At 47.5% G+C, this 25,925-nt stretch carries 28 protein-coding genes; all 28 read right to left on the reverse strand.

Features of this window, described 5'->3' with window-relative positions:
• Positions 1–13: 13 nt before the first annotated feature.
• The 28 genes from PBN151_RS09270 to flgB all read right to left on the reverse strand — a co-directional run bounded on the left by PBN151_RS09270 (position 14) and on the right by flgB (position 25,697).
• A complete protein-coding gene (locus PBN151_RS09270; RefSeq protein WP_072728765.1) occupies positions 14–2,098 on the reverse strand; it encodes a chemotaxis protein CheA in 2,085 nt (694 codons plus the stop codon).
• A 41-nt stretch (positions 2,099–2,139) separates the two neighbouring features.
• The gene (locus tag PBN151_RS09275) at positions 2,140–3,516 is read right to left on the reverse strand and encodes a protein-glutamate methylesterase/protein-glutamine glutaminase (protein WP_072728766.1); all 1,377 of its coding nucleotides are present in this window, start codon (positions 3,514–3,516) and stop codon (positions 2,140–2,142) included.
• A 67-nt stretch (positions 3,517–3,583) separates the two neighbouring features.
• Complete coding sequence (locus tag PBN151_RS09280; RefSeq protein ID WP_072728767.1) at positions 3,584–4,498, reverse strand: MinD/ParA family protein; 915 nt, start codon at positions 4,496–4,498, stop codon at positions 3,584–3,586.
• A 4-nt stretch (positions 4,499–4,502) separates the two neighbouring features.
• A complete protein-coding gene (gene flhF, locus PBN151_RS09285; protein WP_072728768.1) occupies positions 4,503–5,888 on the reverse strand; it encodes a flagellar biosynthesis GTPase FlhF in 1,386 nt (461 codons plus the stop codon).
• Positions 5,885–7,918, reverse strand: coding sequence for a flagellar biosynthesis protein FlhA (flhA, locus tag PBN151_RS09290; RefSeq protein ID WP_021256538.1), 2,034 nt, complete (start codon positions 7,916–7,918; stop codon positions 5,885–5,887). Before flhA ends, flhF begins: the two co-directional genes overlap by 4 nt.
• 32 nt (positions 7,919–7,950) lie before the next feature.
• Positions 7,951–9,087 (reverse strand): flagellar biosynthesis protein FlhB, encoded by a 1,137-nt coding sequence (flhB, locus tag PBN151_RS09295; RefSeq protein ID WP_021256539.1) that lies wholly within the window; start codon positions 9,085–9,087, stop codon positions 7,951–7,953.
• Complete coding sequence (gene fliR / locus PBN151_RS09300; protein WP_072728769.1) at positions 9,087–9,875, reverse strand: flagellar biosynthetic protein FliR; 789 nt, start codon at positions 9,873–9,875, stop codon at positions 9,087–9,089. Before fliR ends, flhB begins: the two co-directional genes overlap by 1 nt.
• A gap of 11 nt (positions 9,876–9,886) precedes the next feature.
• Positions 9,887–10,156: a flagellar biosynthesis protein FliQ gene (fliQ, locus tag PBN151_RS09305; RefSeq protein WP_021256541.1), complete on the reverse strand. Its 270-nt coding sequence runs from the start codon at positions 10,154–10,156 to the stop codon at positions 9,887–9,889.
• Between the two features lie 34 nt (positions 10,157–10,190).
• Positions 10,191–10,943 carry a flagellar type III secretion system pore protein FliP gene (gene fliP / locus PBN151_RS09310; protein WP_021256542.1) on the reverse strand — a complete coding sequence of 251 codons (753 nt, stop codon included), beginning with the start codon at positions 10,941–10,943 and terminating at the stop codon, positions 10,191–10,193.
• A gap of 8 nt (positions 10,944–10,951) precedes the next feature.
• Positions 10,952–11,491 carry a flagellar biosynthetic protein FliO gene (locus tag PBN151_RS09315; RefSeq protein WP_021256543.1) on the reverse strand — a complete coding sequence of 180 codons (540 nt, stop codon included), beginning with the start codon at positions 11,489–11,491 and terminating at the stop codon, positions 10,952–10,954.
• 4 nt (positions 11,492–11,495) lie between these two features.
• Positions 11,496–11,858, reverse strand: coding sequence for a response regulator (locus PBN151_RS09320; RefSeq protein ID WP_005550576.1), 363 nt, complete (start codon positions 11,856–11,858; stop codon positions 11,496–11,498).
• Positions 11,859–11,880: 22 nt separating this feature from the next.
• Positions 11,881–13,146, reverse strand: a complete 1,266-nt coding sequence (gene fliY, locus PBN151_RS09325) for a flagellar motor switch phosphatase FliY (RefSeq protein ID WP_072728770.1) — start codon at positions 13,144–13,146, stop codon at positions 11,881–11,883.
• Positions 13,136–14,134: a flagellar motor switch protein FliM gene (gene fliM, locus PBN151_RS09330; RefSeq protein ID WP_021256545.1), complete on the reverse strand. Its 999-nt coding sequence runs from the start codon at positions 14,132–14,134 to the stop codon at positions 13,136–13,138. Before fliM ends, fliY begins: the two co-directional genes overlap by 11 nt.
• A gap of 50 nt (positions 14,135–14,184) precedes the next feature.
• Positions 14,185–14,640 carry a flagellar basal body-associated FliL family protein gene (locus PBN151_RS09335; protein ID WP_021256546.1) on the reverse strand — a complete coding sequence of 152 codons (456 nt, stop codon included), beginning with the start codon at positions 14,638–14,640 and terminating at the stop codon, positions 14,185–14,187.
• Positions 14,637–14,861, reverse strand: coding sequence for a flagellar FlbD family protein (locus tag PBN151_RS09340; protein WP_021256547.1), 225 nt, complete (start codon positions 14,859–14,861; stop codon positions 14,637–14,639). Before PBN151_RS09340 ends, PBN151_RS09335 begins: the two co-directional genes overlap by 4 nt.
• Before the next feature lie 94 nt (positions 14,862–14,955).
• On the reverse strand, positions 14,956–15,777 hold the full coding sequence (gene flgG, locus PBN151_RS09345; protein ID WP_021262460.1) for a flagellar basal body rod protein FlgG: 822 nt from the start codon (positions 15,775–15,777) through the stop codon (positions 14,956–14,958).
• Between the two features lie 141 nt (positions 15,778–15,918).
• Positions 15,919–16,317, reverse strand: coding sequence for a TIGR02530 family flagellar biosynthesis protein (locus PBN151_RS09350; RefSeq protein WP_065291895.1), 399 nt, complete (start codon positions 16,315–16,317; stop codon positions 15,919–15,921).
• Positions 16,314–16,853 carry a flagellar hook capping FlgD N-terminal domain-containing protein gene (locus PBN151_RS09355; RefSeq protein WP_072728771.1) on the reverse strand — a complete coding sequence of 180 codons (540 nt, stop codon included), beginning with the start codon at positions 16,851–16,853 and terminating at the stop codon, positions 16,314–16,316. The genes PBN151_RS09350 and PBN151_RS09355 overlap by 4 nt, the downstream gene beginning before the upstream one ends.
• Before the next feature lie 47 nt (positions 16,854–16,900).
• On the reverse strand, positions 16,901–18,220 hold the full coding sequence (locus PBN151_RS09360; RefSeq protein ID WP_072728772.1) for a flagellar hook-length control protein FliK: 1,320 nt from the start codon (positions 18,218–18,220) through the stop codon (positions 16,901–16,903).
• Positions 18,221–18,247: 27 nt separating this feature from the next.
• A complete protein-coding gene (locus PBN151_RS09365; RefSeq protein WP_072728979.1) occupies positions 18,248–19,156 on the reverse strand; it encodes a MotE family protein in 909 nt (302 codons plus the stop codon).
• A gap of 54 nt (positions 19,157–19,210) precedes the next feature.
• Positions 19,211–19,657, reverse strand: a complete 447-nt coding sequence (fliJ, locus tag PBN151_RS09370; RefSeq protein ID WP_021256553.1) for a flagellar export protein FliJ — start codon at positions 19,655–19,657, stop codon at positions 19,211–19,213.
• A 7-nt stretch (positions 19,658–19,664) separates the two neighbouring features.
• Positions 19,665–20,993 carry a flagellar protein export ATPase FliI gene (gene fliI / locus PBN151_RS09375; protein ID WP_021256554.1) on the reverse strand — a complete coding sequence of 443 codons (1,329 nt, stop codon included), beginning with the start codon at positions 20,991–20,993 and terminating at the stop codon, positions 19,665–19,667.
• Positions 20,983–21,828 (reverse strand): FliH/SctL family protein, encoded by an 846-nt coding sequence (locus tag PBN151_RS09380; RefSeq protein WP_021256555.1) that lies wholly within the window; start codon positions 21,826–21,828, stop codon positions 20,983–20,985. The genes fliI and PBN151_RS09380 overlap by 11 nt, the downstream gene beginning before the upstream one ends.
• A complete protein-coding gene (fliG, locus tag PBN151_RS09385; protein WP_005550597.1) occupies positions 21,821–22,828 on the reverse strand; it encodes a flagellar motor switch protein FliG in 1,008 nt (335 codons plus the stop codon). Before fliG ends, PBN151_RS09380 begins: the two co-directional genes overlap by 8 nt.
• 5 nt (positions 22,829–22,833) lie before the next feature.
• A complete protein-coding gene (gene fliF / locus PBN151_RS09390; RefSeq protein WP_021256556.1) occupies positions 22,834–24,420 on the reverse strand; it encodes a flagellar basal-body MS-ring/collar protein FliF in 1,587 nt (528 codons plus the stop codon).
• Positions 24,421–24,460: 40 nt separating this feature from the next.
• Positions 24,461–24,775 carry a flagellar hook-basal body complex protein FliE gene (gene fliE / locus PBN151_RS09395; protein ID WP_072728773.1) on the reverse strand — a complete coding sequence of 105 codons (315 nt, stop codon included), beginning with the start codon at positions 24,773–24,775 and terminating at the stop codon, positions 24,461–24,463.
• A gap of 55 nt (positions 24,776–24,830) precedes the next feature.
• A complete protein-coding gene (gene flgC, locus PBN151_RS09400; RefSeq protein WP_021256558.1) occupies positions 24,831–25,283 on the reverse strand; it encodes a flagellar basal body rod protein FlgC in 453 nt (150 codons plus the stop codon).
• A 9-nt stretch (positions 25,284–25,292) separates the two neighbouring features.
• Positions 25,293–25,697: a flagellar basal body rod protein FlgB gene (gene flgB / locus PBN151_RS09405; RefSeq protein ID WP_021256559.1), complete on the reverse strand. Its 405-nt coding sequence runs from the start codon at positions 25,695–25,697 to the stop codon at positions 25,293–25,295.
• Positions 25,698–25,925 lie beyond the last annotated feature (228 nt).

Raw genomic sequence — 25,925 nt, forward strand, 5'->3', positions numbered from 1 at the left:
TAGACATTGAGGATTACTTCAGCAACGCATTCGGATCAATGATCAATGCAACTTGTCCATCACCGAGAATCGTTGCCCCAGAGAAGCCTGGCGCATTTTTTAAATAGCTTCCTAATGGCTTCAAAACAATTTCGCTTTGACCGATAAAGTCATCGATAGCCAATGCTGCTATACGTTCACCTTTGCGTACGATGATGATCTCAACCTCTTCTTCCTCCATATCCGAGTAATTCGGGCAATCGAAAAGTGTGCTGAGTGATAGAAGAGGGATTACACTCTCTCGGTAATCAACCATCCGGATACCACCATGAACCCGGCGTATTTTTTCTTTCTTGACCATGCTTGTCTCCACAATAGAGCTAAGCGGAATCGCATACTTCTCACTTCCCAAACGGAAGAGCATTGCCGATAATATGGACAATGTAAGCGGGAGCTGCACGATAAACTTCGTTCCTTGTCCCAGCTTAGACTCAACAATGACGTGTCCACCTAAAGATGTAATCTTGGATCTTACTACATCCAGTCCAACACCCCTGCCAGATATATCCGAGACCTTCTCTGCCGTACTGAATCCAGATGCGAATAGCAGCATATATACCTGCTCATCACTCATTTGAGCTGCTCTCTCCGCAGTGACAACGCCATTCTTGATGGCTTTCTTCAATACCATCGCACGGTCGATTCCGTGACCATCTTCTTCAATTTCGATGAAGACATGATTGCCGCTGTGGAAAGCCCGCAAATGAACAGTCCCTGTTTCTGGCTTGCCGGCTGCGATACGATCCTCAATAGATTCAATACCGTGGTCAACTGCATTGCGCAGCAAGTGAACAAGTGGATCTCCGATCTCATCAATTACGGTGCGGTCAAGCTCTGTCTCAGCACCGGTTATAATAAAGTCTATCTTCTTATCAAGTGATTTGGCTAAGTCACGCATCATCCGCGGGAATCTGCTGAATACCGTATCAACAGGAACCATGCGCAGCTTAAGCACAATATTTTGCAAATCAGAGCTTACTCGTGACAAATGCTCCACCGTATCTGTCAAATCATGATGCTTGAGATCACCTGACAATTGCTCGAGCCGTACGCGATCAATGAGCATTTCGCTTAGTAGATTCATCAGTACATCGAGCCGTTCAATATCTACGCGAATCGTCCGGTTTCCAACTGCTTTTCCAGTTGCTGGCGTGCTGCTTGGTTTGCGTGCAGGCACAGACGAAGCTTCGGATGCCGCTGGCTGCTCTGTCTTCACTTCTGGCTTGGCTGGCGCTGCAGTTGCTGCTGCTTCTTGTCTGCCTGCTTGTACTTCTTCGATTTGACTATTCCAATTGCGGATGTCTTCAAGCGTGAATGGCTGTACTTGTACGCTGTCCAGCTCTGAGACTTGTCCAATCTCTTGCTGCAATCGCTCGGCATCTTCACCGCTGACAAAGAATACGGTAAAGCCATTGTCGAACTTATCCTGCTCTATGTCCTGTGCAGGAGGATTCGACTTCACTACTTCACCGTACTGACCAAGCACCTGAAATACCATATAGGCTCTAGCTGCCTTTAGTACGCAATCTTCACGCAATTGGATGTGGATGTAGTACACATGCATGCCTGCTTCCACCGATTGTTCCAAGATACTTCTCTGGAATTCATCAAGCCGCTCATTTTGCTCTTCAGCATCATCTGCGGAGCTTCCGTCTGCGGAAGAAGCTTCCTTCTTGTAATCGCCTTTGACAATCGATTGGAGAGCTGCAACAATTGCCGTCACATCTGCCTTGCCTTCTCCACCGTTAGTAATATCGGAGACCATAGCTTCCAAAGCATCCAAGCTTCGGAATAACGTATCAAAAATGAAGGAGTCCATCGCGAGCTGTTGGTTTCTTACAAGATCCAATACATTTTCCATCTGGTGTGTTAATGAGGCCAAATCCTCAAACCCCATTGTCGCCGACATCCCTTTTAAGGTGTGGGCCGACCTGAAAATGACTTGCACGATCCCAACATCGTCCGGCTGGTTCTCCAACTCTAGCATGTGCTCGTTCAACGCTTGCAAATGGTCGTTCGCTTCGTCAATAAACATGGACAAATATTGATTCAAATCCATGCTCGAACACCTCCTTTAACGATTTGCACAACAGTATCTGATCATTTCATTGCATGTGTAATGGACTTTGCCATCTGATGTAGTGGAATGACTTGCGATACGCATCCCAACTCGATTGCCGCGCGCGGCATGCCGAAGACGACGCAGCTTTCTTCACTTTCGACAAAGGTTGAAGTTACGCCCTCGTCGGCCAACCGTTTCATCATTTTCGCACCGTCACTACCCATTCCCGTCAACAGCACGATATGCCGTTTCAGTCCCTTCAACGGCAGTAGTGATTCGAACAGGGAATCTACTGATGGACGATGTCCGTTGCGGGGCTCACCTTTGGATAAAGCAATCGAATAATTCCCCTCTGCATTGCGCACGGCCATCATATGCATGCCACCTGGTGCAATGTAAGCTACCCCAGTCTGCAGCACATCGCCATGCTGCGCTTCCCTTACTTCAATATCACTGTAATTGTTCAAACGTTCAGCTAATGATTTTGTGAAATTAGGCGGCATATGCTGAACCACCAATATTGGTGCGGGAATATGTTTAGGTAATGCTGACAACAGCTCTTTCAATGCACGCGGACCGCCCGTCGATGTCCCAATGGCAACAATTTGCTCAAATCTCGTTGAGTTGGCTGCATTCGCTGTTCCAACGAATTCTGAGGCATTCAGATGCGTGACATCTAGGCGCTCTTCGTGATTAGGATGCAATTCCTCGTTCGCATTCGGAGCAACTGGCTTCCCGGCACGAGTACGGCCAATAATCGGCGTATCGCCAATAATCGGCGTATCCTCCATGCTGCGTTGTGTCTGCATTTCCTTCGCTGCCAATTTTGCAGCCGCTCTAGAAGTAATCGGGCTCTTCGCTCTCAGCTTATTCCCATCATCTGTACGAGACTTTAAACCGGATTGATGCGGAGGCCTTGGGACGAGCTCTTCTGTCGGCAAAGCAGCTGCGTACTCCCGCTTTAGCCGCTCCCCTTGTTCCCGCAGTCGTTCCAGCTGACGCTTTCTTTCTTGAGAAGCAATTGCAGTATGCAGCTTCTCCCGCAGCATTTCTCCAACCTTATGTATATCTTTCGTCCCACCCGCAGGGCTTGGTTTACATACGAAGTCAAAAGCTCCATATTCAAGTGCGGATAATGTCTCCGAGCGCCCTTCTTCTGTTAAACTTGACAGCATAATGACCGGGGTAGGGCAATCTGTCATTATGCTCTGAAGTGCTACGAGGCCATTCTGAATCGGCATCTCAACATCCAGCGTCACTGCATCTGGCTTCAGTTCCATCACTTTGTGTACAGCATCTACGCCATTAGAGGCAGTACCGATAATCTCAAAGGAATGATCCTGGATAATTAAATCAGATATAATCGTTCGCATGAAGGCCGAGTCGTCCACGACAAGCACTTTCTTGGTTGTCAATTTCTCATCACGCTCCCTAAGCAGCCATTTGTGAATGCTGCGTCCTCCATTTCTTCATGCCTTACATTTAGGAGGACCATCTGCCCAGCCATTTCCGCAAAAATTGCTTAACCCCTCCAGCTTGTCCAGTCTGCCCGATTCCGTGAATGTAAGCATTGGCTAGTTCACGAAGCTGCTTGGCAACTATACATTGTGGATACAAAATAGCGAATGGAATTTGCCTCTTTACGGCCTGCATCACATGGGGATCATCATATAAAATCCCCAGCGTCGGAATCGGATGATTCAAGAATCGTTCCGCTACCGTTGATAATCGCTCAGCCGTCTGGCTTCCCTCTTTCCAATCTGAAGCTCGGTTGATGACAAGACGGAACGAATGATCAGGTCTCGCAGCGGAAACGACCTTAATCAGTGCATAGGCATCCGCAATGGACGTTGGCTCAGGTGTGGTTACAACAAGCGTCTCATCCGCTGCTGAGAGAAATTGCATCGTCTCCTTACTCAGGCCCGCTCCCGTATCAAACAAGATGACATCATACTGTGATGACCATTTCTCCATTTCTTGGATGAAGTGTTCAATATGAACGGAAGGCATATCCAATAATTCTTGGAACCCGGAGCCCCCTGGAATGTAGTGCATTCCTCGAGGACCTACCTGAATAATATCCTGCAGGGAGTGCCCGTCTCGCAAGACGTGCATGAGGCTCACACCTGATGTCGCACCGAGCAGAACATCAATGTTCCCCATGCCGATATCCGCATCGAATACAAGTGTTCGATACCCCGCATCTTGGAGGGAGAGCGCGAAGTTCAACGTAAAATTGGATTTTCCAACGCCGCCCTTACCGCTCGTAACGGCAATAATACGTGCAGCTCGAACTTCAGAGCTTCCCTGCGCCATCCGAGATGACACCGTGGAACCAACTCTTTCATGACGGGATTCTACCAACTGTCTTAGTCCTTCTGCTTGATCGTAGCTCATTTCGTCATGCACCTACTATTCGTCTTACCGCTTCATCCACCTGGAACGGCTCGATATCGTCCGGGACATTCTGTCCTGTAGTTATGTAACTGAACGGAATCGTCGTTCGATCTGCAAGTTCAAGCACCGCACCGAATGTATCTGTCTCATCCGCCTTCGTGAATATGATCCGATCGATGCGCTGTCTTGAGAAACGCTCCAGTATAGCGATCATATCTTCCGTCTTGGAAGTTAAGCTCAAAACGAGGAATGTCTCACTGTCTGGGAACGGCTTAAGCATCGTATTCAACTCATTCACATACATATCGTTGCGGAAATTGCGCCCTGCTGTATCCATAATGATCAGATCACAGCCTTGAAGCGCCCGCAATGCCCGTTCCGTGTCATTGGGCGAGGTCACAACCTCCATCGGAACGTTCAATATCGATGCATATGTTCTGAGTTGTTCAACAGCTGCAATTCGATAGGTGTCAGAAGCAATTAGACCTACCTTGCGTTGATGATGGAACATTTGATCTGCAGCCAGCTTCGCAATCGTCGTCGTCTTACCTACACCAGTCGGCCCAACGACATACAAAATGCGGGTAGCAGGTGTCAATCCATGGACAACATGCGACTGAAGCTTCTCTTCTACGATATCTTTCACATAGCCCCTCAGCACATCAGAATCAGGCTCTTCCTCACGGTTCAACTTGCATTGCTCCCAAGCCTGCTGCACGTATCCATATGCAGCCTCTTGCGACAGTCCTTGAAGCCTGAGATGACGCTCTACCTCCTGTGCGCTCTCTGACCATGAATCATAGTTGACGCGCTCCATTACTTTACGCATCATCCGTTTCATTTCAGCCAATTCTTTCTGTAAATGCGGGTCAGTCGGATCTTGTTCAATCGATGTCATCGGCATAACGGCCCGTTCAGACCGTGCAAATGGAAGCTGCGTCCAAGGCACAGCAGTACTCTCTTCTTCTAAATCAGCCGACATCGTCTGCATGGAATTTGGAGGCTGAACCGCCCTATTAGAGCTCATTGACTGCGGCATGCGACCAGCTGCATCTGCCTGCGGTTGGGCGGTTCCACGTTCCACATTTTTTGCAGACTGACCATTGCTGCCGCCTCCCCCATACATGGAGCGAGCAACCGATGAAGGAACATACGATTGCATCGTCCCATTGACAGGAGGAGTACTGGGTTCTGTGGAAGACTTGGCTGTAGGCTTAGCTTGTTCGTCGACCGCCGCCACTACTTCAATAGCTCGCTTACGGAACATGCCAAGAATACCGCCTGTCTTAACTTCTTTGGTACTGACAATGACCGCATCTTTTCCAAGTTCTTGCCTGATTTGACTCATGGCCTCCGGCATCGTTTCGACGAGGTATTTTTTCACCCTCATACATTCACCACTCCGACGCTTTGAATTTCAACATTTGGTTCAAGCTCATTGTAGGACAGAACCGGAACATCCTGCATCGCACGCTCCATAAGCTGCCGCAAGTACATGCGAATGTTCGGAGATGCCAGCATGATCGGCGAATGTCCGGTCTGTAACAGCTTCTGAATCTGTTCACTCATGCGCTGATATACCTGCTGTGTCGTATTCGGATCTAGAACAAGGTAAGAACCATGCTCGTTCTGCTGCACATTGTCCGAAATTTTCTTTTCCAAGCTAGGTCCAATTGTGATCACACGCAGCGTCTCGCCTGGAGTTGAATATTGCTGTGTAATCTGGCGAGCAAGCGCTTGACGCACATATTCAGTTAATACATCCGGATCCTTCGTATATGTACCGTAATCTGCCAGTGTTTCGAATATGGTTACCAGATCGCGAATCGAGATCTTCTCTCGCAGAAGCTTCGCCAGAACTTTCTGAACATCCCCGATCGTCAATACATTTGGAATCAGTTCATCCACAAGAGCAGAATATTGTTCCTTAACCGTTTCAACAAGCGATTTCGTCTCCTGACGTCCAATAAGCTCGTGTGCATGCTTTTTAACGATTTCAGTCAGATGCGTAGCCACAACAGAAGGCGGATCTACTACCGTGTATCCTGCCAATTCGGCACGCTCCTTCATCGCATCATCCACCCATAATGCTGGTAGTCCGAATGCCGGCTCTACCGTTTCAATTCCTGATACCGATTCATCATCATAACCGGGATTCATCGCCAGATAATGATTGAGCAGAAGCTCCCCTCGGGCTACCGCATTGCCCTTAATCTTGATGACATATTCATTCGGCTTCAATTGGATATTGTCTCGAATGCGGATGACAGGAACGACCAAGCCGAGCTCTAACGCGCATTGGCGTCGAATCATAATAATACGGTCAAGCAAATCCCCGCCTTGCTGTGTATCCGCAAGCGGAATGAGTCCATAACCGAACTCAAATTCAATCGGATCAACCTGCAGCAAATTGATTACACTCTCTGGACTGCGCACTTCTTCAATCTGCAGTTCTTCCTCAAGCTGCTCTTCTTCGATTTGCCGCTCATCGATGTTCTTCTGCATCCGATATCCGGCAATCCCAAGAATGACAGCAAATGGAATCGTAGATCCAATTCCAATTGGCGTAAGTAATCCAAGTAACGCGATCGTGCCTGATACGATATAGAGCAGCTTCGGATAAGCAAACATCTGCGCTCGCAAATCTTCTGCCAAGTTTCCATCAGATGCCGCCCTTGTTACGATAAGACCTGCTGCGGTCGAAATAAGAAGCGCTGGAATCTGGCTGACAAGTCCATCACCGATCGACAATATCGAATAAGTAGATGCTGCATCGCCAAATGATTTTCCATGCATCGCCATTCCGATAATGAAGCCGCCGATCAAGTTAATAAGCAGGATGATGATACTTGCAATCGCATCCCCTTTTACGAATTTACTGGCACCGTCCATGGCGCCATAGAAATCCGCTTCTCGGCTAATCTTATCGCGGCGATCACGGGCCTGCTGTTCGTTGATAAGTCCTGCATTCAAGTCTGCGTCAATTGCCATTTGCTTACCCGGCATCGCATCGAGCGTAAAGCGTGCTGATACTTCAGCGACCCGCTCAGAGCCTTTCGTAATAACAATAAACTGTACGATGACAAGAATGAGGAAGACGACAAGACCAACCGCAATATTTCCCTGGGTTATCCACTCACCGAATGTGGCAACAACGTCACCAGCTTCGCCATTCGTAAGGATTTGCTTCGTAGTGGATATGTTCAATGCGAGTCGGAACAATGTCGTAATGAGCAGCATAGCCGGGAAAATCGAGAAGTTCAACGCTTCCCTCGTATTCATGGCAATGAGCAAAATCATGAGCGCGATCGATATATTGATTACGAGTAAAATGTCAAGCAACCAGGTCGGTATAGGTAAAACCATCATGAGTACGATACCGATAATACCGACCAAGACGAATAAATCTCTCGTTTTCACGGAATGCACCCTCCATCCTTGATCAAGATTAATCAATTGCCTTTGCCTTTTACTTTGTATACGTATGCCAGTACCTCAGCCACGGCTTGGAACAAATCGGCCGGAACGGTATCGCCAATATCGGCCCTCTGATACAAAGCACGGGCGAGCGGCTTGTTTTCCATCGTTATGACGCCGTGTTCCTTGGCAATCTGTTTAATACGGAGCGCGACGTAATCCTGTCCCTTGGCTACAATCTCCGGTGCTTCCATCGCACCACCATCATATTTCAGTGCAATTGCGAAGTGCGTCGGGTTTGTAATGACGACGTCTGCTTTCGGAACCTCCTGCATCATACGCATGAGTGCCATACGTCGCTGTCGTTCACGAATTTTACCCTTAATGAGAGGGTCACCTTCGGTCTTCTTGAATTCGTCCTTAATGTCCTGTTTTGACATCCGTAAGCTTTTCTCGTATTCATATCGTTGATACATGTAATCCAGAGCGGCAAGCACACATAACGCCACTCCAATCTTCATGCCAAGCATAAGTGTCAAATGCCCTGTAAATGACATGATGTCATTCAAAGGAACATGGGACAGCATGACGATCGTATCTCGCTCCCCCCACAATGAGGTGTAGACGATTACACCGATCGTCGTGAGCTTCATAATGGATTTCAGAAATTCAACTACAGAACGCATGGAAAAAATATTTTTGAAACCTTTTACCGGATCAATCTTCTCCAGCTTCATCTTCAGCGGCTCACCAGTAAATAAGAAGCCCACCTGCATGTAGTTGACGACGAGCGCAATAACGATTGCTGAAATAAACAACGGTGCCAGTATAACCATCAGTTTAAGAAATATGGAACTGAAGTAGTCCAGCACATTGTTCGCCGTCACATCCATAGTAAGCCGATTCTGCAGCACATCTTGGAACAGCTCGACGATCCGATCCTTCATAAAACCGCCGAGCACGAACAAGCAAGAGAACCCAGCCAAGAGAATGAACGCTCCTGAGAGATCCATACTTTTGGCAACTTGCCCTTTCTTGCGGGTTTCTTGCCTCTTTTTCGGCGTTGCTTTCTCTGTCTTCTCTTGCGAGAACAGCTGCAAATCAAGAGGATAACGCAGTACATATGCGTGGCGATTCGACTCATCTCTGTGTACATCGTGAAGCTGCTTCATCATCTCGCCCCCTGCATCATGCGTAGCAGCTGATCGAGCGCTTCGAACAGCGTAGAGAACAATTGCTGCAGTACGTAAACAAGACCTGGTACGACTAGCAGCAGCATAAGAAGACCAACAATTAGCTTAAGCGGAATCCCAACGACGAAAATATTGAATTGCGGCGCCGTTCGCGCTAGAAATCCAAGTGCTACGTCCGTTAAAAATAGAGCGACGATAAGCGGTGCAGACACTTGGAAAGCAATGGTGAATGCTTCAGTGAATGACTTAACAATGAAATCTGTAATATTCCCATTTGCGATTTGAGCAAAAAAAGCATTTTCATCTAGCGGCAGCCACTTAAAACTTTGCATAATTCCGTCGATAAAGTAATGGTGGCCATTCATTCCAAGAAACAATAGAACAACAAATATGTATTTAAAGTTGCCCATCACAGGCGAACTTGCCCCGGTCAACGGGTCAATGACATTGGCCATGCCGAACCCAATCTGCATATCGATGAACGAACCTGCTGTCTGCACGATAGAGAAGAACAGCTGTGCTAAATATCCGATGAGCAGGCCTATCATTATTTCCCGGACAATATAAATGATATAAGTTCCATCTGTCGGTACACTCTTACCAAGCCCAAACAATAAATAAGCGATTAAGCTAACAAAGAATGCAAGTCCGATCTTGAACTTAATCGGCACGCCTCGGGAAGAAAAGACAGGAACAGCGACAAAGAACGCCGTGATTCGACACATCGAGAGCAAAAAAACAGGGAAAGCTTGTACGAGCATTTCCATGGCTTCACTGCCTAACCGATATAATGATGCAAATTATTTAAAATATTGTGCGTAAAATCCACGAGTGTCGTTAAAATCCAGGGTCCGAACAACAGTACAACGATCATAACTGCCACAATTTTCGGTACGAACGCAAGCGTCTGCTCCTGAATTTGTGTCGTCGCTTGAAAAACGCTTATTAACAATCCGACGACCAAGGCAACTACCAACATCGGTGCGCTCACTTTAAGAACAGTGAACACAGCCTGTCCTGCCAGACCCATAATAAATTCTGCACTCATGTTCATTCCTCCCGTTCGCCATGTCTGACTCGCGTCATGTATTGAAGCTCATGAGCAGCGATTTCACTACAAGATACCAGCCATCTACGAGCACGAATAATAAAATCTTGAACGGCAGCGATATCATAACCGGAGGCAGCATCATCATCCCCATGGCCATAAGCGTACTGGCCACAACCATATCAATGACCAAGAATGGAATAAAGATCATAAATCCCATTTGGAACGCCGTCTTCAACTCACTGATCGCGAAAGCAGGCACGAGTACGGTTAACGGAATATCTTCGTATGTTTTCGGTTTATCCGTTTTGGTGTATTTCATAAATAAGAGCAAATCTTTCTCACGTGTATGTGAGAACATAAACTTCTTCATCGGAACAGATGCCTTCTCGAGCGCTTGGGTCTGGTTCAACTCACCCTTTAAATACGGCTGTAGGGCTGATTGATTCACTTCGCCAATTGTCGGGGACATCACAAACAAAGTTAGAAAGAGCGCCAGACCAATCAACACCTGATTGGGCGGCATCTGCTGCGTCCCTAGGGACGTCCGCACGAACCCAAGGACAACCACAATTCGTGTGAAGGAGGTCATCAGCACCAGAATTGCTGGAGCTATGCTCAATATCGTAATAAGCAGCAATATCGAAATTGATGATGCTCCCGGTTGTCCTCCGCCCCCGACCTTAATGTCGATGTCCGGAATAATGGGAGATGCCATAGCCCAATGAGCTGACATGCTGGATACAAACAGTGCGACGGTTACAGATAGTAACAATTTTTTGTTCATGAATCCATCTACCGATCTTCTTTATTATCTTCCTTCAATAACTGCTCCACTTGCTCGCTGCGCTTCGGCATGCGCTCAAGCTTCTCATGAAACATTTCATGGAATGAGACAGACTCCGTCTCTTCTGGCTTCGTGTTACTGTCAATAGTTCGTCCATTGCGTCCAACTCGCAGACGTTGTTTCCACTCCGACCAGGATGTTGGCCATGCCGCTGTCGGCTGCTCGCGTTCAAGCGCCGCGGTAAAGCGTGCCGCTTGGGCCGGATCGGATATTTTATCGATAAGCGTAATATCTTCCCCAATGCCCAATACATAGACGACATCGCCAACTTCTACGATTTGCATCGACTTGTTTGGTCCGAGGCCGGTGCCGCCCAACGTTCGGATACTTTGGTTCATTTGCCACATTCGGTTTTTGCGGCTTAACAGCTTGATGAACAGCACGATAAGTACGATGATGACGGCAAGTGACAACAACACGGTCAATAAGCTCGATAAATATCCATCGACACCAGATGATTGCATCAGTTGACCGCTGTCAGTTTTCATACAATTAACCTAATGTCTTCTTGATTGCTTCGATTACGCGATCCGCTTGGAACGGCTTCACGATGAAGTCCTTCGCTCCTGCTTGAATCGCATCAATAACCATTGCCTGCTGTCCCATCGCGGAACACATAATGACTTTGGCATTCGGATCGGATTTGCGAATTTCTTTAAGCGCTGTAATTCCATCCATTTCCGGCATTGTAATATCCATTGTAATCAGGTCTGGTTTATGTTCTTTGTACTTTTCGATCGCCTGTGCACCGTCCGATGCTTCCGCGACAACATCATAACCATTTTTAGTTAAAATGTCGCGAATCATCATTCGCATAAACGCTGCGTCATCTACGATCAAAATACGGTTTGCCATCGTTGAGAATCCTCCCCAAATCTTATTGTAGTTTTTGAATTCGATCCCACTGATTGATAATATCTGTGACACGCACGCCGAAGTTCTCGTCGATTACAACAACCTCGCCCTTCGCGATAAGCTTGTTATTGACAAGAATATCGACAGGCTCGCCTGCCAGCTTGTCCAGCTCGATAATGGAGCCCTGGGAAAGCTCCAAGATGTCCTTGATCTGTTTGTGTGTCCTACCTAATTCTACTGTGACTTTGAGTGGGATGTCCAACAATAAATTTAGATTAGATTCATCCGTTTGTTGGTATGGAGCCGATTGGAAACTTGCGAATTGCACAGGCTGCACGTTCACATTCCGATTCGGTGCAGTCCCAAATGCTGCAGCGTGATCTCCACGCATATCCATACCAGGTGTATGCATTGGAGCATTTGTATAAGGTTGCTGCATAGCATGCCCTCCTCCCATTGGATCATGATAGCCCTGCATCGGCGGCATATGGGATTCCATTGCCGGTTGAACTGGTGCTGTCATAGATGGTTCATAAGCTGATTTGGCTTCAGGCTGCATTTCTGCAACCGGAGTTTCTGCAGCAGCCGCAGGTTCATCTGAAGCTGAGCCAAGCAGCAGTGAGACCATATTCCGCGCAAACGGAACTGTTAATATTTGCATGATCGTTGAATCGATCAGATCACTAATCGTCAATCGGAACGATACCTTAACGAGTACATTATCTTCAGGCAATGTATCTACGCCTGTTCCATTAGACATATCCAAGATGCCAATTCCAGGAGGAGAGATATTCACTAAGCGATTGAAGATGGTAGACATCGAAGTCGCTGAAGATCCCATCATTTGGTTCATAGCTTCTTGAACGGCACTAATATGAATTTCAGTCAAATCATGACTCGTGTTCGTGCCATCTCCGCCAAGCATCAAGTCTGCAATTACCTGGGCATCCGATGTTTTGATAACGAGTGAGTTTACACCCTCAAAGCCCTCTACATAGCGAACGTGTACGGCCACGTGCGGCTTTGGAAACTCATTCTCCAAGTTCTCACGCTGAAGCAGCGAAATGCGAGGCGTTGTAATCTCTACTTTCTTGCCAAGCAGCGTGGACAATGCTGTTGCTGCACTGCCGAATGTGATGTTGCCAATTTCGCCCAATGCATCAATTTGAATCGGGTCCAAAAACTTTTCAATGGAAGGAGTACCGGCTTCTTCGGCAGACGGTTCATCTGATGATCTCTTCAACAACGCGTCAATTTCCTCCTGTGACAAGTAGTCCTTACTCGTCATGCTCTTCCACTCCTTCATCTACAACGTGATCGATTTGTACTGAGACTCGATCCTTATACACACCAGGTGTTCCTATATATTTCTCGCGTTCGCCGACCCGAATTGACAATCCACTGTCAACCGGCTTATTCAACGCGATCACATCGCCAACCGCGAGCTGCATTAGCTCATGCACCGTAATATTGGATGTCCCCAGCTCCACCGATATCGGCAGCTTCGCCTTTGTTACGCGCTGGCGTAATTTTTCAACTTCAATCGGCTCTCTTGTCTTCTTCTCTGATACGAACCAATGGTGCACAGAGAGCTTCGGCATGATCGGCTCAATGACGACATGCGGGATACACAAGTTGATCATCCCCGTCGTATCCCCGATTTTCGTGCTCAAGGAGATGAGCGCTATCGTTTCATTCGGCGATACGATCTGCATGAACTGTGGATTCGTCTCCAATGCTTCAAGTCTTGGTTCAATATCAAGGACATTTTTCCAAGCTTCTTGCAAACTGTCGAACGCACGGCTGAATATTCGCTCCATAACCGTCGTCTCAATCTCTGTTAACGCATTGATTTTCGATGGAGCCATACCCGTACCGCCCAACATGCGATCCAGCATCGCAAAGGCTACGTTAGGATTTACTTCGAGTACCATTCGCCCCTTGAACGGCTCAGCCTCGAAAATATTCAGAATCGTCATCTTCGGAATAGACCGAATAAATTCGTCATACGGCAGCTGTTCTACCTGTACGACATTGATTTGTACAAATGTCCTGAGTTGCGCAGAAAAATATGTCGTTAAATATCTGGCAAAATTCTCATGGATGCGTGTTAAGCTGCGGATATGATCCTTAGAAAATCGAACAGCCCGCTTAAAATCATAGGAGCGGATTTTACGCTGCGTCTCCTCTTTCTTCAGCTCTTCTGCATCCATCTCACCTGAGGACAACGCCGCCAGCAAGGCGTCAATCTCGTTCTGTGACAGCACGTCAACCAATCGTTTCACCCCCTTACAGGAATCAACTACAACAGATGTAACCGCCCTTGTTAGAGGCGTTGCATAATGAAATCGGTCAAGTCGATTTGAATGACCTTGCCCTCTGGCAACTGCTTGTTAATCAATTCGAGCAGCTTGGAACATAACTGATCTTGTCCCTTCATGCCTTGCAGTTCCTCCGGCTTCATGTCTGCGAGCGTGCGTAAGATCAATGGTTTAATACGCATGTCTTTGATCTTGTCAAACTGCTCCTTGGTCTTCTTGCTGTCCAATTGAAATGCGAATCCTGTCAGTACGATATAGTCGTGATCTGCCAGGTTCGTCTTGATTTCATTCATACTGGACGTCATTTCTACAATTTCATCGGCAGACAGTCTAGGCACAGCAATGTTCCCAGTCGGGTTAGCTTGTTTCCCTGGTGTTGAGTTCGACATCATAATAACTACCAGTGCAATTAACGTGAGCGCTAGCAGCACCGTAATCATCCACGGCAGCATTCGTTTCATGGTTGTCCCTCCGATAATTCTGTCTTCTTCGTTCCGGCAATAATGCCTACAGAACGTATGTATTGTTCAATGCAACTAATGACTTCCTGCCCTTTCTCCAGCACAATAAACTTCTTGCCTGTCGTCAGGGTAATATACGTGTCGGGTGTCTCCTCTACAGACTCGATAAGAAGGGCGTTCACCCATACAGGCGATCCATTCAATCTCGTAACAGATATCATTCTATTCCTCCTTTCGAGCGCCGTCCGTCATCCCGCAGACTGGGGATTATGCCCCCACAGCCTGCGGGATTAAGGAAGCAGGATTACCTACCGCTTATCGCTTCAAGTTAACAACCTCTTGCAGCACTTCATCGGAAGTTGTGATGATGCGAGAGTTCGCTTGGAAGCCGCGTTGCGCAACGATCATTTCGGTAAATTCAGAAGTCAAATCAACGTTCGACATTTCCAGCTGTCCGGAAATGATCGCGCCTGTACCAGCTTCTGGACTGTTTGCTTCCGACAATTCATCAAGAGCGCCGCCCTCAATCGCATTCGGAGTCAATCGGTACAAGTTGCCTCCCACCTTCTCCAAGCCTTCTGGATTCGGGATCTTCGCAACACCAATTTTGATGCCTGTTGCTTCAGTCGTACCATCATCTCTCTTCGCGATAATTTCGCCATTTTGTGCAATAGTGAAGGCAACGATCTCTTCATCCAATTGAATTCCGCCACCGCCAGCGTCCAGCACTCGCAAACCATCGGAAGTTACCAATTGACGCATTGCATCGAGATGGAAATCACCAGCGCGAGTATAGAAGGTCGCACCATCATCACCCATTTTTACTGCAAAGAATCCATCTCCATCAATACGCAAATCGAGCGGGCGGTTCGTCGTCATCGCACTGCCGCCTGTATGCACATTGTCTATGGAAGCAACAACAGCACCAAGTCCGATCTGCTTAGCATTGACGCCCCCCATACCACCATCGCCTGGTGCAGTCGTTCCTGATACCGTTTGGCTCATAATATCCTTAAAGGTTACGCGTCCAGCCTTGAAGCCTGCTGTATTTACGTTCGCAATGTTATTGCCGATTACATCCAGCTTCGTCTGAAAGCCGCGCATTCCGGATACACCAGAGTACATGGATCGAATCATTCTTTTTACCTCCGACTATTCGTTATTCCGCTCACTTCTGTCGTTCCATGAGCGATGGCCTCCTTAACGGTCCAGCCATTTCATACCGTGCCCTGCCATTTACACATTTCTCAACCTCATCAATGTAACTGCCAATGAACATTAATTCATAAGGACGGCACTGTCTATTTGCGTAAAGATGTGATCCTGCTGAGAAGCTTCATCGAGAGCCGTGATTACCGTTCGAGAGTGAACATTCACAATGAACGCCTGCTTGTTAACAACAACCAGTGATTGCTTAGCTCCTTTGGATTCCGCTTGTGAAATAGCCTGCTTCATCTTTTGCATCAAATCCGGTGTCATGGACATCCCGCGCTCCTTCATCCGAAGTTGCGCATGGTGACTGAACCGTACGTCTTCCTGCTTATGCAGCTCTTGATTCAGCAGCTGCTGAAACTGGAGGGCAGCGCTTGTCTTTCCGCTTGATGTCGCCCTCGATAAAGAACTTGTCTGCACAGGACGAATTGGCGGCAAATGCCCTAGTGAGCCTTGGATATTCATGAATTGCCGCCCACGACTTGTTCCGGCTTGCTTGTCGCATTCCCATCCATTTGTCCGCTTGAAGGCATGCGAATTTCAGAAATGTACTTCATTTCGACTTCGTCCTTGCCTACTTTGGCGTACATCTGATTGTCACGAACTAGAATGGAATCCACGATGCCCGTCTTGATTTGGGTTGTGCTTTCCTGACCGTCCGTACTTGCCGCATCTTTCTGCGCAATCCATGTAATCTCCTTGCCGATCATATTGGAGGACATTCCGAGTGTCTGCTGCATCGTGTTCATCTGCGTCGAAATGTTCATTAATTGTTCGACAGAGCTAAATTGCGCCATTTGTGCGATAAAATCACGATCTTGCATTGGCTGCATTGGATCCTGATTTTGCAATTGCGTGATCAGAATTTTAAGAAATTCATCCTTCCCGAGCTTCTTCTCTTCCACACGACCGGCCAACGCCATATTGTCCTTGTGATAGTTCGGGAAAGTCACGACCTTTTGGAAGTTATTGCTCTTTACATTATTAACTTCTCCTGGCACTTCCGCCCCTCCCTTCTCCTTGCTTGCTGCTACCAAATGCGCATCAATTATACAGATGCTGAGAAGGTGGATTGACCATGAGCACGCAGTGCTTCCTTCACCTGCTCTTCGTCCTGCTTCAGTGCTGCTGTATCTTCAATAGCTGCTGAACGCTGCTTCGATTGACGCTCCGATGATTGTTGACGATTGGCATTGGATTGCCGCTGTTCCTGGAACATCGATGAAGCCATTGACGAAGATGGCTGCTGGGCAACTTCAATCTTCTCGACTTGAATGCCCTGCGTCTGTAATGCTCCTCTAAGCATTGACATCTGCTGTTCCAGCATCTCTTTCGCTATTCCATGCTCCGTCATAAAGCGAGCTGTCAATTGTCCGTTATGTATTGTCAAGCGAATATCGACCTGCCCCAAATGCTCAGGGTACAACGATATTTTCGCTTCTGATACTGGACCCAGCTTGCTAAAGCGAAGCTGCTTCACGATGAAGCCGGACATTTCATTCGCAAATCGATCCGCATGAACAACAGGTGTAGATTTCGTTGTATTCAATCCTTCCTGTCTCATCGCCCATTGACCTGCCAGCATGACCTGCTGCGTTGGCTGAGCTTCTGTGCTATCAATCGTAGTCGATTCTACAACCGCTCCTGCCGCAGCGGAAGTAGCTGCCGGACGAAGCAGTGTGTTTAATTCAGTAAGCTTCTTCATAGCACCAAGCACTTGTCCCGCTTCTTGATCATTACCACTTGTCAATGCCGCCTGATTCGATCCACTGCCGTTAAGAAGACGCATTAGTTCTTGAGACCCATCTGCATCAGTCTCAAGCCCATCCCCCTTCGATTGAAGGGCAGCACGCAGCATATGTGCGAAGTTATCCGATTCCCCCGTGCCTTTTGGCGCATCCAAGTATGACGCTAACTGAGCCATAATATCGCGCACTGCAATGGTGATTGTCTCAGGCTGTGCAATCAGATTTTGAAATTGTACGGAATCGCCTTGCTGCCCTGGCTGCTGTTCTTGCAGCCACTGATGAGCTTGCATTAGCCATTGCTGCAGCGCAGCCATAAGAGCAGGGTCCGGATCTGCTGCAAGCTGCTCATCCAGCTGCTTTAGCGGGTCATCGAACCATTGCCCAATCGCCTCAGTCAATGATTCCTCTCCTTCCGAACCCAGTGATGCCAATATTTCATTTGCAGACATCATTGAACCGAGTGATGAGGACATCAATGCGTCTCCTTCTGCTCCAGCACCGCTCATGCACTGAGCAAGTGTAGCCCAGAAACCAGAAGCTCCTGTATCGCCTTTCGATTGAACTCCACCGAAAAACGATGCCGCATTACCAGAAGATACGTTCGTAATCGTTCCTGACATGTTTTCACCTCCTTCCGTTACATACGGTTATTGGTTCGGCAATAATTTGGCAACTAACTTAGCTGTCTTCGTCTTGTCTATGTCTGTCATGGCATTAATCAATTTCGAGCGTGTCGCATCGTCAACCGAACTCAGTACTGTCAGTGCTTTGTCCGGATTTATTTTCGCGGTTTCAAGCAGGAAGCTTGCTCCGCTCTTCGGTGTCATGCTCGAGAACGTTTTACTGAGCTGCGAACGATCCAGCCCTGTTTGCGCCTCTTTGCTGTTCTCGTTTTTCTTGAGTCTCGCTTGCAGCGCGCGAATTTCCAAATTGTCGGACGGCTTAATATCTTTCAACATCATGGATGCTTCAGCTGCCACCTTGGGATTCATCTTCTCGAGAACTTTGACCCGGTTGTCTTGTTTCATTGCATTCAGTACGAGCACAATCTCTTCCGTTGCCATATTCTCTAAGATCGGAGCTGCTTTACTCGGCATCATCTTGGCATACACGTTCGCCAAATCCTTAATTTGACGATCATATTGCTCTTGATTCGCTTGCTGCTCCTGATGATTGCTTTTCAGACTTTGAAGCTGGTGCTTCAACTCAGAAACTTCCCCCTCAAGACTTTTCCGTTTGTCGGCCAAGACTCGCAAATCCTGATCTTTAGAAGCAAGCAGCGCCTTTAATTCTGTAATTTGTTCAGATTGCGCCTTGGTTTCTTCCTTCTGTGCCTTCTTTTCTTCCTTCGCTTTATCCTTCGGAGCTTCCTCTGGAGTCACCCACTTGTTCACGATAGGAATCTCACTGGCAATCGACACGAGCTGGCTGCGCCAATTCGCATTAAAGAGTGTCAACAACACACCGATTAAAATAATCGCAAAAATGATTGGTGTCACAAAGAACAAAAAACGCTCAAAACCTGAATAATTGCTTTCTTTTTCTTCTGTCGTCATCTCTGACACTGCTATCCCTCCTGCTTGTGCGGCGGGTTCGAACCGGTATCCATGTTAGCGGGCGGCCATGTGATAGCGGACCGTTGCGAGCTCGTCCATCTCACTTTGCTCCCACAATGCCATCTGCCGCTTGAACTCCTCTTCTGCTTTTTCACGGGCTTTGGTCCATACCTTTTCATCCGTCATTCGTTCTGCAAGCTCACCCTGCTTGTCCTGAACATGGATTTCTGCTGACCGTACCCGTGTCCTCGCATGTTGGATTTGCTGTTCCACATGGGAGATGTACTGCTGCCAAGCTTGAACTTCAGCTGCTGGCGCACAGCTGTCCACACTACTCTGCAGCTGCTGCCTTGCTGTCTCGAATTCCCGAAGACATTCTTGCAGGCTGTTCTCTTCCGCATGCAGATGTCCAACAGCCTCTGACAGCATCCATTCCGCTTGTTTCTTCTCATTCGTCCTCAGATCCAGAACCTTCTGGAATGAATAATGAAAAGCTCGCACTGCTCATTCAACTCCCTGGAAATTGCATCATTAATTGTTCCACCGTATCCTCATAGGAAGCTTCCTCTTCAATACGCTGCTTTGTAAAGGTTTCGATCTGCTCGATATAGGCAATCGCTTCATCGATAGCAGGATTGCTGCCTTGCTGATAAGCGCCGATGTTAATCAAATCTTCCGATTCACGGTAGACTGCCAGCAGCCGCTTCAACTGCTCTGCTGACAATTGGTGATCCTTCGGCACAATATCCTTCATAACCCGACTGACGCTGGCCAATATATCAATTGCAGGAAAATGTCCCTTATTGGCGATGTTCCGGTTCAATACAATGTGTCCATCCAGTATCCCCCGAACCGCATCGGCAATTGGTTCGTTCATATCGTCACCATCTACTAAAACCGTATAGAACGCAGTAATTGAACCGCTTGTTCCCGTTCCTGAACGCTCCAGCAGCTTCGGTAAGCTTGCAAACACGGACGGTGTATAACCGCGTGTCGCCGGAGGCTCCCCAACGGCAAGTCCAACCTCACGCATTGCCATTGCATAACGAGTTACTGAATCCATCATCAGCATCACATTCATCCCACGATCTCGGAAATACTCTGCTATCGTTGTCGCAATAAGCGCGCCCTTAATCCGAACGAGCGCAGGCTGATCCGAGGTTGCAACAATAACAACCGAACGAGCAAGCCCTTCAGGCCCTAAATCCCGTTCGATAAATTCGAGCACCTCGCGTCCGCGTTCCCCAATCAGGGCGATGACGTTTACATCCGCATCTGTATTGCGTGCAATCATGCCAAGAAGTGTACTCTTCCCGACACCAGATCCGGCAAAAATACCAACCCGCTGCCCGTTCCCAATCGTTAGCAAACCATCAATTGCCCTTACTCCTACTCCAATCGGTTCGCTTACACGCTGACGCTTAAGCGGGTTGGACGGAATATTATTTGTCGAATACTGCGACATTCGTGTCGGCAAGAAAGATCCGTCGAGCGGTCTTCCTAGCCCGTCTAACACCTTGCCAAGCAGTTCTGAGCCAACCGATACACTCAATGGCTTTCCTGTGCCTACAACATCACAGCCAGGGCCAATGGATTGCAGCTCGCCAAGCGGCATAAGAAGCACCTTATTGTCACGGAAGCCTACCACTTCCGCCATCAACGGCTCGCAGCCCTTCGTCGGGTAGATATAACATACTTCCCCAACACTTGCATCCGGCCCCTCAGATTCAACCATCAGCCCGATTACTTGCGTTACCTTACCATTAACACGAACTGGATCTATTTGCCGTAAATGATCCATATATTTATTCGCATTCCATTTGTAATTAAGCGCCATCGTCTATACGCTCCTCTTGCTGAATCGCCACCTGCAGAAGTGCCTTCTTGATTTCAGACAACTGTGTGTCTATGCGGGCGTCGATGCTTCCAAGGGATGACCGTACAACACAACCTCCATCGTTCACGCTTGTATCTGGAATAATCTCAAGTTCTGCTTGAGAGTCTATTGCAAATCCAAGCTCCTCACGTGCTGCATGGACGAAGGAGAACTGCTCAGGCGACACACACAGTGTAATTGTGCCGCTCTCACGCTTGCGGGCAAGTGTTCTTCGTGCGATTTCGAGTATAATGTCCGGGTCAACCGTGAGCTGCTGCTGAATGACCTTCTCAGCAACGGCACAGCTAAGCGTAACGACGAAAGGCTCCGCCTCCTGGAGGATTTGCTCTTTGGCCTGATACGCTTGCTGCAAAACGGCTTGAGCTTCAGCAATCTTGCGCTCATATGCCTGCTGTATTTCCTGCTCCGCTTGTGCCATCCCTTGCTGATAGCCTTCGTCATATCCTTGCTGCTTCAGTGACTCGACAAGCTGCTCATCTTGTTCTCTTCGCTCTGTCCACCAGGCATCGATCTGTTCACGAGTTTCGCTTAACATCGTCTCAGCCTCGTCTGCTGCATTGCGTACATGCTCTTCAGCGAACGATTCTGCATCATCGAGAATGGACTGCCGCAAGCTTGCAAGCTGCTCATCCTTATTCAAGACATGTTCCGCAGTCAACGGCTCAGCTTGATCTTCTACCGGTGCCGCGTCCTGTCTGAGATGGCGGCGCACCGCCTCCAGCATTCTCAGCTGCTCGACAGGAACATACTCGGTTGATTTGATGACATTAGACAACGATATCATCTCCTCCGCCGCGAGCGATGATCACTTCACCCGCTTCTTCTAAGCGACGGATAGTCGACACGATTCGAGTCTGTGCTTCTTCCACATCACGAAGCCGTACAGGCCCCATAAATTCCATTTCTTCCTTGAATGTATCCGCCATACGCTTGGACATATTCCGGAATATCGACTCGCGTACCTCTTCGCTTGCAACTTTGAGTGCAAGCTGCAAATCGCTGTTGTCGATGTCGCGGATAATGCGTTGAATCGAACGGTTGTCGATATTGACGATATCCTCGAATACGAACATTCTCTTTTTGATTTCTTCGGCCAATTCCGGATCCTGAATTTCGAGAGAGTCCAGAATCGTCCGCTCTGTTCCTCGATCGACACCATTCAAGATATTGACGATCGATTCGATGCCGCCTGCGCTTGTGTAATCTTGGGTAACCGTCGACGAAAGCTTCTGTTCAAGCACCTGCTCCACCTGACTAATAACTTCCGGCGAAGTGCTGTCCATCAACGCAACTCTTCTCGCCACCTCTGCCTGCTTCTCAGGAGGAAGCGAGGATAGGATGACCGAAGCTTGTTCGGTCTGCAAGTAAGAGAGAACCAGCGCAATCGTTTGAACATTCTCGTTCTGTATAAAGTTGAAGATCTGCTGTGCGTCTGCCTTGCGTGCGAAGTCAAACGGTCTCACCTGCAGCGTTGCTGTCAGGCGATTAATAATATCCAGCGCCTTCTGCTGTCCTAGTGCCTTCTCCAAAATTTCTTTTGCGTATGTAATACCGCCTTGCGATATATATTCCTGTGCTAGGCAAATTTGGTGAAATTCGCTCATTACCGCTTCTTTTTCCGCTGCATCTACTTTGCGGACATTTGCAATTTCGAGCGTAAGCTGCTCAATTTCTTCATCCCTAAGATGCTTGAATATTTGAGCTGACACTTCCGGCCCGAGCGTTATGAGCAAAATCGCCGCCTTCTGTCTGCCTGTTAATCCGCCTTTGACCATTCCGCTCACCTCGATTCCTCTACTAGCCATGTGCGCAGCAATTTAACAAATTCATCCGGTTTCTTCTTCGCTAGCGATTCCAGCTGTTTACGTACCTGATGTTCGCCAGTCAAATTCTCTAAGTCAATAGAAGGAAGTTCGAGTTGAGACGGACCAGACATTTCGGTCTCGTAATATTCTTCTTCCTCTTCTTGTCTGCGTTTGCGGACGACCGCGTAGGTAATTCCTCCTGCCACAGCTAGTAATCCAAGCGCACCCGCGCCATACCATACCCAGTTCGGAATCGACTGATTGTCCGACACGACTCCATCTTTAGAACCATTTTGAGTCATAACAGAAACTTTTTGCGTCAGATCAACGTCTGTATATGTAACACCTGAATCTCTTAATTGAGTGGCAACAATACTGCGCAGCACCTTTTCGACTTGCTGCACTCGATCTTGTTGCATTTGATCTGAGTCGATTGCTGCATGAATGGTTAAATCTTTAACAGCATATGGACTTGCTTCAATCGTGTTCGATATCCGATTCACATCGTAATTGGTCGTTCGTTGGGATTTCTCGGAGTTCGTCTCTCCGCCGTTAGATGCAGAAGGATAATTCGTTACTTCTCCATCGCCAACGCCAGCAACACCACTTTCAGGTGAACCTTTACCTGTATGGGATTCCTGCATTTCCTGTACGCTAATTTCAATTCCTTTCATCTCTTCCTTATTTACAGGCTCGACAAGATCTTCTTTCTTGTGGATTTTGTCGAAATTCAATTTGGCAGAGACAAGGATATGAACCTTGTCAGCCGGAAATTGGCCATTAAGGAACTGCTGAACGGTCATGCGAATATCGTTTTCATACTTACGCTGAATTTTGAGTTGCTCATCGACTTCACCGAGCGCGTTTTTGCCATTACCGCCGACTGAACCCGAAGCGAAGAACATACTTTCATTGCTAGAAATCGTAATATTTTCAATCGGCAAATGCGGCACAGCTGTCTTCACCAAATTGAAATATCCATCAACTTCTGCTTGGTTCGGCTGATAGCCGCCTTTAAAGCTAAGCACGATGGATGCCGATGCTTGTTCTTGATCCGGTGTAGCAAATACCGTCTCTTTAGGCAAATTGACGATTACTTTTGCATCCTGAACGCCTTGCATTTGACGCAGTAACCGTTCGACTTCTCCGTTCAATGCGTTCTTATAGCGCACGTCAAATACATTGTCGGTCATTCCGCTCATTAGCCCGTCAGCGCCGAATGATTCGAAGCCGATCGAGCCATTCTTCACAATCCCTTGCGCACCAACATCCACCTTAACTTTTGCAGCTGAGGTGCTTGGGACGGATATTTGGCTTCCATTGGAACTTAATTGATACGGAATGTTGTTTGAATTTAGATACTCAATGATGCCAGCCGCATCATTTGCGTTCAAATCGCGAAATGCGAGTTCATACTCGGTTTTCGAAAATAAATACGTCATGATAACTGCAGCTACGAGTACAAGGCCAATTGTCGACAACAGCAATGCCTTTTGTTTCTTGCTGAATTGATTCCAATATCGAGACGCTTTATCACGATATTGGGTCACTTTTTCATTCACTTCACGTCACCCCACCCAAACTATGTAAGACATCACGCTGTTATAACTGCATGCGCATAATATCCTGATACGCTTCAACGACCTTATTGCGCACTTGAGTAGTCAGCTGCATGCCGAGTAGCGCACGCTCTGAGGCGATCATGAGTTGATCGACATCAACTTCACCCAGTATAAACTTGTCATTCATCGTCTGGACTTGCTGCTCTTGTCCTTCAAGTTGCTGGAGTGCATCTGCAAAGAAAGTGCCGAAAGACTTTGTCACTTCTGATGGTGAATTCTGCTTCAGCCCTGCTGCGGCCGTAGAAGACGTGGCCGGCTGAGCCATATGTATTGGGAGCATTGTATTCTGAATCACTCTTTTCCCTCCTTATCCGAATGGTTCGGCAGATTTTTGTCGAAAAATAGCGAAATTATCCCTTGCCGATCTCGAGCGCCTTCATAACCATCGATTTGGAAGCATTGAGTGCTGTCACATTCGCCTCATATGATCGAGTTGCTGAGATCATATCGACCATTTCCTTCGCTATGTCGACGTTAGGCATCGTTACATAACCATTCTCATCTGCATCCGGATGTGTCGGATTGTATGCGATCTTGAAGGCCGAATTATCCGCTTTAATTTGGGATACTTTAACCCCTCTTGATGTCGGCTCACCCTTCATCGCAGCTTCAAAGGATTGTTGGAAAGTCGGCTCTGTCGGTGACATGACGACAACCTTGCGAGTGTAAGGTACGAACTTCCCGTTCACATACTGTGCACGCGTCGTCTCCGCATTCGCGATATTGGAGGAGATGACATCCATGCGCAATCTTTGAGCGGTTAAACCGGACGAGCTAATTTGAAAACTGTTGCTAATCTTCATAACTATCGATTACCTCCTAACATCCATTGATGTTCGCATCATATTAATATGATGGTTAAGCTGCTGTATAAAGGTGTTGTAGCGCAACTGGTTTTCCGCCTGCATCGTCATTTCACGATCCATGTCGACGTTGTTGCGATTATTGCCCATCACGGTAGCTTGGTCGCGAATCACCTGCATGGACGGCGTTGATTGAGAAGGCCCAATATAAAAGTGTTTTTCATTCGTTCGGCGACCTACCAGAGACCCGCCCTCCATCTGATCTCTCAGGAGAGATTCAAATTGCACTTCCGAACGCTTAAAATATGGCGTATCGACATTCGCAATATTATTTGAAATCGCATTCTGCCTCGCTACAGAAGTTTGAATGGCACCTTCCAGGCGCGACATATGAACGCCATTCAATAGATCCACAATAACCCCTCCTTTTCGTTGTTTAAAATTTTGACTATATTACTATACCATTTACTTTGACGTTTCTCCTTCTTTTTTTCGACAAAATATTTGTTTTTGTGCATAAGTCGAAGGACGCATGTGCATGATTCGCGATTATTCATTCAATTTGTTAATTTTATGACAGAAGAAGATAATTAACGCCATACCTATCATCTTAAACTTTGGGTTATAACACAATAAGAAAAA

Source organism: Paenibacillus sp. NAIST15-1, from assembly GCF_001894745.1.
GTDB lineage: Bacteria > Bacillota > Bacilli > Paenibacillales > Paenibacillaceae > Paenibacillus_B > Paenibacillus_B suaedae.

What these genes read in the sequence shown, in the direction of transcription:
- PBN151_RS09270 (WP_072728765.1), bottom strand. Translation starts at nt 2,098, where the DNA reads ATGGATTTGAATCAATATTTGTCCATGTTTATTGACGAAGCGAACGAC.
- PBN151_RS09280 (WP_072728767.1), bottom strand. Translation starts at nt 4,498, where the DNA reads ATGAGCTACGATCAAGCAGAAGGACTAAGACAGTTGGTAGAATCCCGT.
- flhF (WP_072728768.1), bottom strand. Translation starts at nt 5,888, where the DNA reads ATGAGGGTGAAAAAATACCTCGTCGAAACGATGCCGGAGGCCATGAGT.
- flhB (WP_021256539.1), bottom strand. Translation starts at nt 9,087, where the DNA reads ATGAAGCAGCTTCACGATGTACACAGAGATGAGTCGAATCGCCACGCA.
- fliR (WP_072728769.1), bottom strand. Translation starts at nt 9,875, where the DNA reads ATGGAAATGCTCGTACAAGCTTTCCCTGTTTTTTTGCTCTCGATGTGT.
- fliQ (WP_021256541.1), bottom strand. Translation starts at nt 10,156, where the DNA reads ATGAGTGCAGAATTTATTATGGGTCTGGCAGGACAGGCTGTGTTCACT.
- fliP (WP_021256542.1), bottom strand. Translation starts at nt 10,943, where the DNA reads ATGAACAAAAAATTGTTACTATCTGTAACCGTCGCACTGTTTGTATCC.
- PBN151_RS09315 (WP_021256543.1), bottom strand. Translation starts at nt 11,491, where the DNA reads ATGAAAACTGACAGCGGTCAACTGATGCAATCATCTGGTGTCGATGGA.
- PBN151_RS09320 (WP_005550576.1), bottom strand. Translation starts at nt 11,858, where the DNA reads ATGGCAAACCGTATTTTGATCGTAGATGACGCAGCGTTTATGCGAATG.
- fliY (WP_072728770.1), bottom strand. Translation starts at nt 13,146, where the DNA reads ATGACGAGTAAGGACTACTTGTCACAGGAGGAAATTGACGCGTTGTTG.
- PBN151_RS09335 (WP_021256546.1), bottom strand. Translation starts at nt 14,640, where the DNA reads ATGAAACGAATGCTGCCGTGGATGATTACGGTGCTGCTAGCGCTCACG.
- PBN151_RS09340 (WP_021256547.1), bottom strand. Translation starts at nt 14,861, where the DNA reads ATGATATCTGTTACGAGATTGAATGGATCGCCTGTATGGGTGAACGCC.
- flgG (WP_021262460.1), bottom strand. Translation starts at nt 15,777, where the DNA reads ATGATTCGATCCATGTACTCTGGTGTATCCGGAATGCGCGGCTTTCAG.
- PBN151_RS09350 (WP_065291895.1), bottom strand. Translation starts at nt 16,317, where the DNA reads ATGAATATCCAAGGCTCACTAGGGCATTTGCCGCCAATTCGTCCTGTG.
- PBN151_RS09360 (WP_072728772.1), bottom strand. Translation starts at nt 18,220, where the DNA reads ATGTCAGGAACGATTACGAACGTATCTTCTGGTAATGCGGCATCGTTT.
- PBN151_RS09365 (WP_072728979.1), bottom strand. Translation starts at nt 19,156, where the DNA reads ATGACGACAGAAGAAAAAGAAAGCAATTATTCAGGTTTTGAGCGTTTT.
- fliI (WP_021256554.1), bottom strand. Translation starts at nt 20,993, where the DNA reads ATGGCGCTTAATTACAAATGGAATGCGAATAAATATATGGATCATTTA.
- fliG (WP_005550597.1), bottom strand. Translation starts at nt 22,828, where the DNA reads ATGGTCAAAGGCGGATTAACAGGCAGACAGAAGGCGGCGATTTTGCTC.
- flgC (WP_021256558.1), bottom strand. Translation starts at nt 25,283, where the DNA reads ATGAAGATTAGCAACAGTTTTCAAATTAGCTCGTCCGGTTTAACCGCT.